This window comes from Gemmatimonadota bacterium (assembly GCA_022560615.1).
GTDB lineage: Bacteria > Gemmatimonadota > Gemmatimonadetes > Longimicrobiales > Gaopeijiaceae > UBA1138.
In genome coordinates this window covers 1-3,365 of sequence record JADFSR010000096.1, presented here as the reverse complement: position 1 = coordinate 3,365, position 3,365 = coordinate 1, and the positions used below count along the sequence as shown (strand labels likewise).

Sequence of the window (3,365 nt, the reverse complement as noted above, 5' to 3'; positions counted from 1 at the left end):
GGCGCTAGCCCCGGTGAACATGAAGCCGGCGCCGAGCGCGGTCGCTCCCACAGCGTAGATCATGCCGGTGTAGCCGAGGTACGTCGGGATCCAACTCACAGGTACCAGCAATCCGGTCGCCAGCACCATGTGGAATCCGATCACCCTGGCGCCGCCCCCGGGGATCAGCTTGAAACCGACGCGCGCGTAATCTTCCCTCAGCATCCAGGCTAGACCGAGCACGTGTGGCAGTTGCCAGAGGTATCCGATGGCGAATAGCGCCAGACCACCCCGGTCGATCGCACCGGTTGCGGCGGTCCACCCGATCAGCATCGGCAACGCACCCGGCACCGCTCCCGTGAGCGTGGCCGCGTACGACCGTGTCTTGAGCGGCGTATATACGCCGTGATATATCAACGCACTCGCGGCCGCGATCGCCGCCGGAAGGGCACCGACGGCAAGCGCCAGGTAGATCAGGCCGCCCAAGAGTAGCGCGGTGCCGAAGAGGAGAGCTTCTGTCGGCTCGAGACGCTTCGAGGGGAGCGGCCGTCCGCGTGTACGGACCATCCTCGCGTCGTAGTCGCGCTCGGCGTACTGGTTCAGCGAGAGCGCACCCGCGGTTGCGATACCGGTACCGAGGATCGTGTGGATCGCGGGGAGCAGCCCGAGTGAGCCGCCGGATCCCACGAAGGCGCTCGCACCGGCCGTGATCATCACGTACCCGGCGATGCCGGGCTTGGTCAGCTCGTAGAAGGCCCGCGCACGGGAAGTGCCGGCGGTCGTATTCTCGGTCGTCGCTTGGTCCATGCGGAGGCGCACAGCACCCATCGGAAGCACCGTAAGAACCGCCGCCGGCCCCTGCTCGGAGCCGCCGGCGTGTTCACGTGCACGGAAGTTGACCGAGGCCTATTCGGTCCGCAACGCCTGCACCGGGTTGACTTTGTTGACCCAGACCCAAGGACACGGCGATTTCCACAGCACCACCGACTGCCACGGGGGCGGTGGGGACTCAACGGTCGGGCCTCAGCGCTCCGCCGTCGTCGGCAGGCCTTCCCAGAGGCGATCCATCTCCTCGCGAGCCGCCTTCACGCCGGTCACGCCCTCGGGCGTGATCTCGAAATACCGCTTCGACTTTCCTCCGCGCACCGGCGTGGGGTCAGCGAGGCGTGAGCGGAGAAAGCCCTTCTTTTCCAACCGGACGAGCGTCACGTAGATGGCACCCTGTGCTACCCTCCGCTCGGTGCGCGCCTCCAGCTCGTCGCGTACCGAAGCGCCGTACGCACGCTCGCCCAGCCGCCACACCGCCAGCAACAGCTGCTGCTCGAAGTCGCTTGGGTTCGTACCTGCCACGCGTCGAACTTCCCGAAAAGTGTTGAAGGGCGGGGCCACCCGGCGCCCTCATTATACATACGATATAGTTAATATACGCGCAGGTCAGCGCATCCGGAAACACCTCTCCGGTATGGTCGGTAGTATGTGGGGCTAGTGACCCCAGCAGACGTCTTATCAGTATGAGCCAGTATCACGACTTCACGGCCGAGGATCGCAGACGCCAGGAGCGCCGCATCTGGCGCACGGGGCTGTGGCTGTCCGTGCTCGTCCACGTGCTGATCTTCTTGGTGTCTCGCGGGACGGTCATTCCGCTCTCGCCATTCGCTGCTGCCGGGCCGCGAGCGGGTGACAACCGAGCCGCGAGCGGCTCGCTGCAGGCGATAAATATCCGCACGCCGCCGTCGGTGCCGATCGTACCGCCTCCGATCCCCATCCCGACCGACGTCGAGATCGAGCCGATTCAGTTCGAACAGGAAGTCGTGATGGATCCGTCGTCGGTTCTGGGCGACGAGCCGGGCCTCGACGAAGGACCCGGCCTGGAAAACGGCGACGGGAAGGGCGACGGCGGCAACTCGGACGAGGGCTTCTTCCGGCTCCAGCCTCCGGTCCCACGTGGCGTGATCATTCCCCCCAACCACAAGAGCTTGCGCGGTACCTCGGTCCAGGTGTGGGTCTTCGTGAACGAGCGCGGGAGGGTCATCGCCGACTCGACGCGTCTCGATCCGCCCACTAGCAGCCGTGACCTGAACCGTCAGCTCGTCCGCGAGGCCTCCGAGTGGATGTTTCGGCCGGCCGTTCAGGAAGGGAAGGCGGTCTCGTCCTGGTACCCGTACCGGATCATCGGGTAGGGCGGCTTACAGCTCGAAGCGCATCCCCTCACGCGCCACCTCGAAGCCCCGCCTCGCGATCTCAGCCTGCTGAGGTCCGCCGTCGTCCAGCGCCGGGTTCGAGTTGTTGAGGTGGGTCATCAGCACACGCGAGTCCTTCCGGTCCACAACGCGTTGCAGCGCGTCCATCGTCTGTGTGATGAGCGGATGGGGGACGTCCTCGACACGTCGGCCGGGCATCTCCTCCATCGACCAGAACGATCCGTCGAGCAGGGCCACGTCCACGCTCGCGACGGCGTCGGCGACGTCCTTGTCCCAAAGGCGCCACGCCTCGATGTCGGGGATGAACAGAAGCGATGCGCTCGGACCCCGAAAGACGAATCCGACCGTGTCGGCGAACTCGTCCCGATGCGGCACCTTCCAGAGTTGGACCTCGAGGTGCTCGTCGAGATGGTGCCAGGTATCCAGCGACAGCGGCGTGGGCACGATGCGCCCTTGGTCCACCATGTAGCTCCACGGCACGTTCGACGCGAGGAAACCCGCCATCGCTTCCGTGCAGTACACCGGGGTGTCCTGGATGCCGAGGCCTTCGTTGCCGAGCACCGCCAGCCCCGTGTAGTGGCCGATGTGGGCGTGCGTCAGCAAGATGCCGTCGAAGGGACGCCGTTCCGCCGCGCGTCGCCGAAACGCCGGTTCCCGGATGAGATCGATCTGACGGGTGATGTCGGGCGTCGCGTCAACCAGGTAGAAGCGTTCCGCCTCCGGCTCGACCAGCGCGAGAGAAGAGACGTAGCGTGCATTCCCCTCGAGGAGTAGCTCCCGGCCCCGATCGCATCGGTCCGTGTAGCATCCCACCTGAGGGAGGCCGGCGTCTTGGACCGTGCCGAGGACGAGCGCATACAGCTCGCCGGCCGCGCCGGTACGGTGGTTTGGGAAGCCGTGGTGGTTGAACGCCGCGGTGGCTGCCAACGCGGATACGAATTGACGGCGATCCATCTTACGGTAGCGTGGCTGCTCCGACCAAATTGGACCAGGGTCCGAACTCCGCGTCCACACCGAGCGTGCCCCTGAACGATCTCACCTGGAAGAAGTAGACCGTATTCGGTTCCAGGCCGTCCGCCGTACAGCCGACCACTTCGCCAATGACCGATCCCGCGATCGGGGCCGCACATCCCCCATCCGTGATTTCGGTAAAGGCCAAGGTCGTGGTGGGGCGGAACCGGACGG

Annotated in this window: 5 protein-coding genes; 1 reads left to right on the top strand and 4 read right to left on the bottom strand. The window is 65.7% G+C overall.

Annotation, left to right across the window (positions count from 1 at the left end; genetic code table 11):
- A partial coding sequence (cyoE, locus tag IIB36_20425; GenBank protein ID MCH7534105.1) for a protoheme IX farnesyltransferase occupies window positions 1-807 on the bottom strand: 807 nt, incomplete at its 3' end.
- A 195-nt stretch (window positions 808-1,002) separates the two neighbouring features.
- Complete coding sequence (locus IIB36_20420; protein ID MCH7534104.1) at window positions 1,003-1,329, bottom strand: helix-turn-helix transcriptional regulator; 327 nt, start codon at window positions 1,327-1,329, stop codon at window positions 1,003-1,005.
- A 161-nt stretch (window positions 1,330-1,490) separates the two neighbouring features.
- On the opposite strand from IIB36_20420, the gene IIB36_20415 reads away from it, so the two are divergent.
- Window positions 1,491-2,159, top strand: coding sequence for a hypothetical protein (locus IIB36_20415; GenBank protein MCH7534103.1), 669 nt, complete (start codon window positions 1,491-1,493; stop codon window positions 2,157-2,159).
- A 6-nt stretch (window positions 2,160-2,165) separates the two neighbouring features.
- Here IIB36_20415 and IIB36_20410 read toward each other — a convergent pair whose 3' ends face one another.
- Together IIB36_20410 and IIB36_20405 are read right to left on the bottom strand one after the other, a co-directional pair.
- Window positions 2,166-3,134 (bottom strand): MBL fold metallo-hydrolase, encoded by a 969-nt coding sequence (locus IIB36_20410; GenBank protein ID MCH7534102.1) that lies wholly within the window; start codon window positions 3,132-3,134, stop codon window positions 2,166-2,168.
- A 1-nt stretch (window position 3,135) separates the two neighbouring features.
- A partial coding sequence (locus tag IIB36_20405; GenBank protein ID MCH7534101.1) for a hypothetical protein occupies window positions 3,136-3,365 on the bottom strand: 230 nt, incomplete at its 5' end.

Coding starts and splice junctions, on each gene's coding strand:
- IIB36_20415 (MCH7534103.1), top strand. CDS start 1,491: ATGAGCCAGTATCACGACTTCACGGCCGAGGATCGCAGACGCCAGGAG.
- IIB36_20410 (MCH7534102.1), bottom strand. CDS start 3,134: ATGGATCGCCGTCAATTCGTATCCGCGTTGGCAGCCACCGCGGCGTTC.